Here is a 3,520-nt window from a genome sequence, read left to right as displayed (position 1 = left end):
AGCAATTGCAGACAATGCAATGTGATGATGCCATGCCATCCAATTTCTTCCTCTGAAACTGCCGAGGTCACACAATCCCTTGGCATCTTCAAAACTTCTTTCAATCCAATATCTTTTTGCCTGATTTTTCACGATATCAGCCAAATCCTCATGTAAAAAATTCGTAAATGCAAACCGTATCATCTCCTCGTCTGGGTCACGAATCATAATCATTCTGATAGGTAAATCTACAGGTAGCCCATTTTGCCGTCTCCAAACTATCAAATCTGCGCATTGAACAGTTTTTATTCCTCGGTCAGTCAAGCGGATGTCTACTGAATCCCAGGTTTTTTGGATTTCTGCCAACCATCTGACTTCAACTGGAGATGTGTTGAGAACTCTGAGTTTTGTAGGATACCTGCCTCTTTTACCTTGTCTTTCAGGGATTACCAGTTCTGGTTTGGTAATGTAAACCTGAGTGTCGCTCGGAATGTCGCAAATAAATGAAACACCGCGATCATACAACCCAGAAATGAATTTAGAATCGTTTCCATACAATCCATCCGCTTGAATATATTGAAATGGGATTTCTTCTGAAATGAATGAATCTAGCATTTCAAGTGCTAATTCAGGCTTTGTTTTGTGTTCCATTCGTTCAAGAGGGACTCCCGCTTTCAAACTCTTCTCATGGTTTTTTAGCCATGATTCTGTTAAGAAGAGCCGATAGTCAATCAACGCAGAGATATAACCTAAACAATACGAAGCAAAACTCCAACCTGTGAAGTACAGGTATGGCCGAGAGTTCCAAGATACTGGTAAGATGTACCAACCGAGTCTGGTCCGTACTTTTGTTGACCGGACTCATCAAAAATTATTGAACCACCAGATCCAAGAAGTTTAATCACATTGAATCGGGTTAATCTCATTACATCCATTGATTCCCAAGGTGATGAGGAGATAAAGTGACTTACATCACGACATATGCCACATTCGGGAACATTTTCTGCGATTTTGCTCATGTTTGATCCTCGAGGAAGGGTAATCAACCCAGAAATGTAACATGTCGCATAGTGTAAAACACTTTTTGTGCGATCAGTAATGAATCATAGTCGTTATTTTCTAGATAATCGCGAGTATGGCAGTTACATTTTTCAATATCCTTTGCTGTCAAAGGGGTCTTTTTGTGTAAAAAATTAACACAACGAATTATATGTGCTATTTAATTATTTCGATCAATCGGTTTGATCTGATCTAATTTTACCAACTTAAGTGAATATTCTTCATTCCTTACATCCTCTTCGGCATCGTCCGTTTATGCAGATACATCGTCCCTACGGTGAACACGAACGTACATATCATCAGTGCAATGATGTCATTCATAACCGGGAAGAAATGGCTATCCGTGAATGAATACCGAACAAGATCAGTGAAGTAGGTGAGCGGGGAACAGACTGCAAGCATCTGACCCCAAGCCGGCATCTGCTCAAGGGGAACGAAGATACCTGAGATGAACACCAGCGGGAATTTGATCAGTGACGAGAGCATCATGATATTTGACGGGACGTTTGAAGGTGGGACCGCAAGAAGCATTCCGATTGCCGAGAAACAGCATGCTCCGATGAGGATTGCAAAAAGCAATGTGATGCCGTGAAGTAATGAGAGACCAAGGCCAAGCCCGATGAGAACGGTAATAACGGTGATCGCAATCCCGAAGATGATTGATGCCATCATATCGCCAAACACAATAGCTTCAATCGTAATCGGGCATGATGCAAGCCGTTCCAGGGTCTTTGCTGATCCTTCCCACGGAAATATGGCAGGGGATACTGCTGTGGCTGTGAAGAACAGGGTCATCCCAACCAGCCCGGAAATGAGAAACGAGAGTGGGAGTTGCCGGCTTCCCATAAAGAATGCAAGAAAGAGGAAGAGTGGCATGAAGACCCCGAAGATGAGTACCGGACCCTTGAGGTAATAAATCCGGATATCTTTCTTCGCTATCGCCCAGGCCCGCCGCATCTGTGCTGGGAATGATGCCGGATTCATGATTGTTCCTCCTGGGTCAATCTGATAAAGGCTTCATCAAGCGTGGGTGCTCGTGTATTCAGCGTAACAATCGACGCATGGTTCTGCGCAGATAAGGTGACCAGAGACCGGATTGCAGAATCCCGGTTATCTGCAATGATCTGCCATTTGTCACCAGTCTTCGTAGCCCTGATTATTCCGTCCAGACTGGTCAGGGAATCACCGGGTATGTCGTGATCAAAACTCACCTCGATGCGGTGCTCCCGATCGATTGTGGCCTTCAGTTTTTCAGGAGCATCAATTGCAACCATCCTCCCATTTCTGATGATGCCGACCCGGTGGCAGAGCTGGTTGGCCTCTTCCATATTGTGGGTGGTAAGAAAAATGGTGGCTCCTTCTTCGTTCAGTTCCCGGAGCAGTGAGAGAATCATATGGGTGCTCTGAACATCAAGGCCGCTCGTCGGTTCATCGAGGAAGAGGAGGTCGGGTTCGTTTATCAACGCCATAGCCAGGATAAGCCGCTGTTTCATCCCTTTTGAGTAAGTCTGGACTTTCTGGTCCTTTCGTTCACTGAGACCGACCATCTGAAGGAGTTCATCTGACCGCTGTACTGCAGTGGGTCTCCCAATACCATACAACTCACCCATCAGCATCAGGTTCTGCCAGGCGGTGAGATCGGCATACGCGGTTGAAGTCTCTGGCACAACTCCGAATTTCTGTTTCGCCATTACCGGATTGGACCGGATATCATAGCCAAGGATCGTGGCGGTCCCGCCGTCCGGAGGGATCACACCGGTGAGCATCCGGGTCGTGGTGGTTTTTCCTGCACCATTCTGGCCGAGGAAGCCGAATATTTCGCCCTGCTGAACATCAAAAGAGACATGATCTACCGCAGTGCTATTGCCAAAAATTTTGGTCAGGTTATCAGCCTGGATTATTGGTCGCACCGGCTCTCACCTCATACATCTTCACGGATGCCAAGAAGCATCATCCGTTTTGTACACCTGATTCCCCGGTTTTCATCTTTTCCCACCGGGATAAGATGATACGGGCCGACCGGATGGTCGATAGCTCCGGAGGTGATCACCCCTTCTCCCTGCAATACGACGAACACCACGGCATAAGGTTCCGGATGGGGGGGAATAATCTGCCCATCTTCAAGACATACTACAACAATGTTTGAACCAGCACATTGTACCAGATCAGTTTTCACCGGATTATCCAGAGAGTATTGAGCGAATTCTGTAATGTTCATATACATACATCTGCCAATTTTTCATGAGTATTTTTATTGCGTATCAGGTAATGGGCGGAGAGAGGATAAAGAAGTATTGCCCTCACGAGTCATTCACAATCGTGGAAATCGGTGAATTAAAGAAAGCAGCCCTGATTAAGATGCAGCGTCAGATGGGTGACCTCACCCGTAAGAATGGTATCGCAACACAAGGACTTCTCATCCTGCCCCTTCTCCTTCCCGGAATGAAGGAGTAAGAGAGAATCATTGGTTCATTGCTGAAAA

6 protein-coding genes are annotated in these 3,520 nt (G+C 45.9%); 1 reads left to right on the top strand and 5 read right to left on the bottom strand.

Annotation, left to right across the window (positions count from 1 at the left end; genetic code table 11):
- The 5 genes from PLA23_RS11585 to PLA23_RS11570 form a co-directional block, all read right to left on the bottom strand.
- A partial coding sequence (locus PLA23_RS11585; RefSeq protein WP_324475278.1) for a transposase occupies positions 1-714 on the bottom strand: 714 nt, incomplete at its 3' end.
- 14 nt (positions 715-728) lie between these two features.
- Positions 729-1,034 carry a transposase gene (locus tag PLA23_RS13850; protein ID WP_502883627.1) on the bottom strand — a complete coding sequence of 102 codons (306 nt, stop codon included), beginning with the start codon at positions 1,032-1,034 and terminating at the stop codon, positions 729-731.
- 232 nt (positions 1,035-1,266) lie between these two features.
- Positions 1,267-2,022, bottom strand: coding sequence for an ABC transporter permease (locus PLA23_RS11580; protein WP_324331457.1), 756 nt, complete (start codon positions 2,020-2,022; stop codon positions 1,267-1,269).
- On the bottom strand, positions 2,019-2,948 hold the full coding sequence (locus tag PLA23_RS11575; protein ID WP_324331458.1) for an ABC transporter ATP-binding protein: 930 nt from the start codon (positions 2,946-2,948) through the stop codon (positions 2,019-2,021). The genes PLA23_RS11580 and PLA23_RS11575 overlap by 4 nt, the downstream gene beginning before the upstream one ends.
- 11 nt (positions 2,949-2,959) lie before the next feature.
- Positions 2,960-3,256 carry a cupin domain-containing protein gene (locus PLA23_RS11570; protein ID WP_324331459.1) on the bottom strand — a complete coding sequence of 99 codons (297 nt, stop codon included), beginning with the start codon at positions 3,254-3,256 and terminating at the stop codon, positions 2,960-2,962.
- Between the two features lie 50 nt (positions 3,257-3,306).
- Here PLA23_RS11570 and PLA23_RS11565 point away from each other — a divergent pair, with 50 nt between their 5' ends.
- On the top strand, positions 3,307-3,492 hold the full coding sequence (locus PLA23_RS11565) for a hypothetical protein (RefSeq protein WP_324475277.1): 186 nt from the start codon (positions 3,307-3,309) through the stop codon (positions 3,490-3,492).
- Positions 3,493-3,520 lie beyond the last annotated feature (28 nt).

It is taken from the genome of Methanospirillum sp. (genome assembly GCF_035406105.1).
In the GTDB taxonomy this organism is placed as follows: domain Archaea; phylum Halobacteriota; class Methanomicrobia; order Methanomicrobiales; family Methanospirillaceae; genus Methanospirillum.
The sequence above is the reverse complement of the archived record's forward strand: the minus strand, read 5'-3'. Positions and strand labels throughout refer to the sequence as shown.

Coding starts and splice junctions, on each gene's coding strand:
- PLA23_RS11565 (WP_324475277.1), top strand. CDS start 3,307: ATGGGCGGAGAGAGGATAAAGAAGTATTGCCCTCACGAGTCATTCACA.
- PLA23_RS11570 (WP_324331459.1), bottom strand. CDS start 3,256: ATGAACATTACAGAATTCGCTCAATACTCTCTGGATAATCCGGTGAAA.
- PLA23_RS11580 (WP_324331457.1), bottom strand. CDS start 2,022: ATGAATCCGGCATCATTCCCAGCACAGATGCGGCGGGCCTGGGCGATA.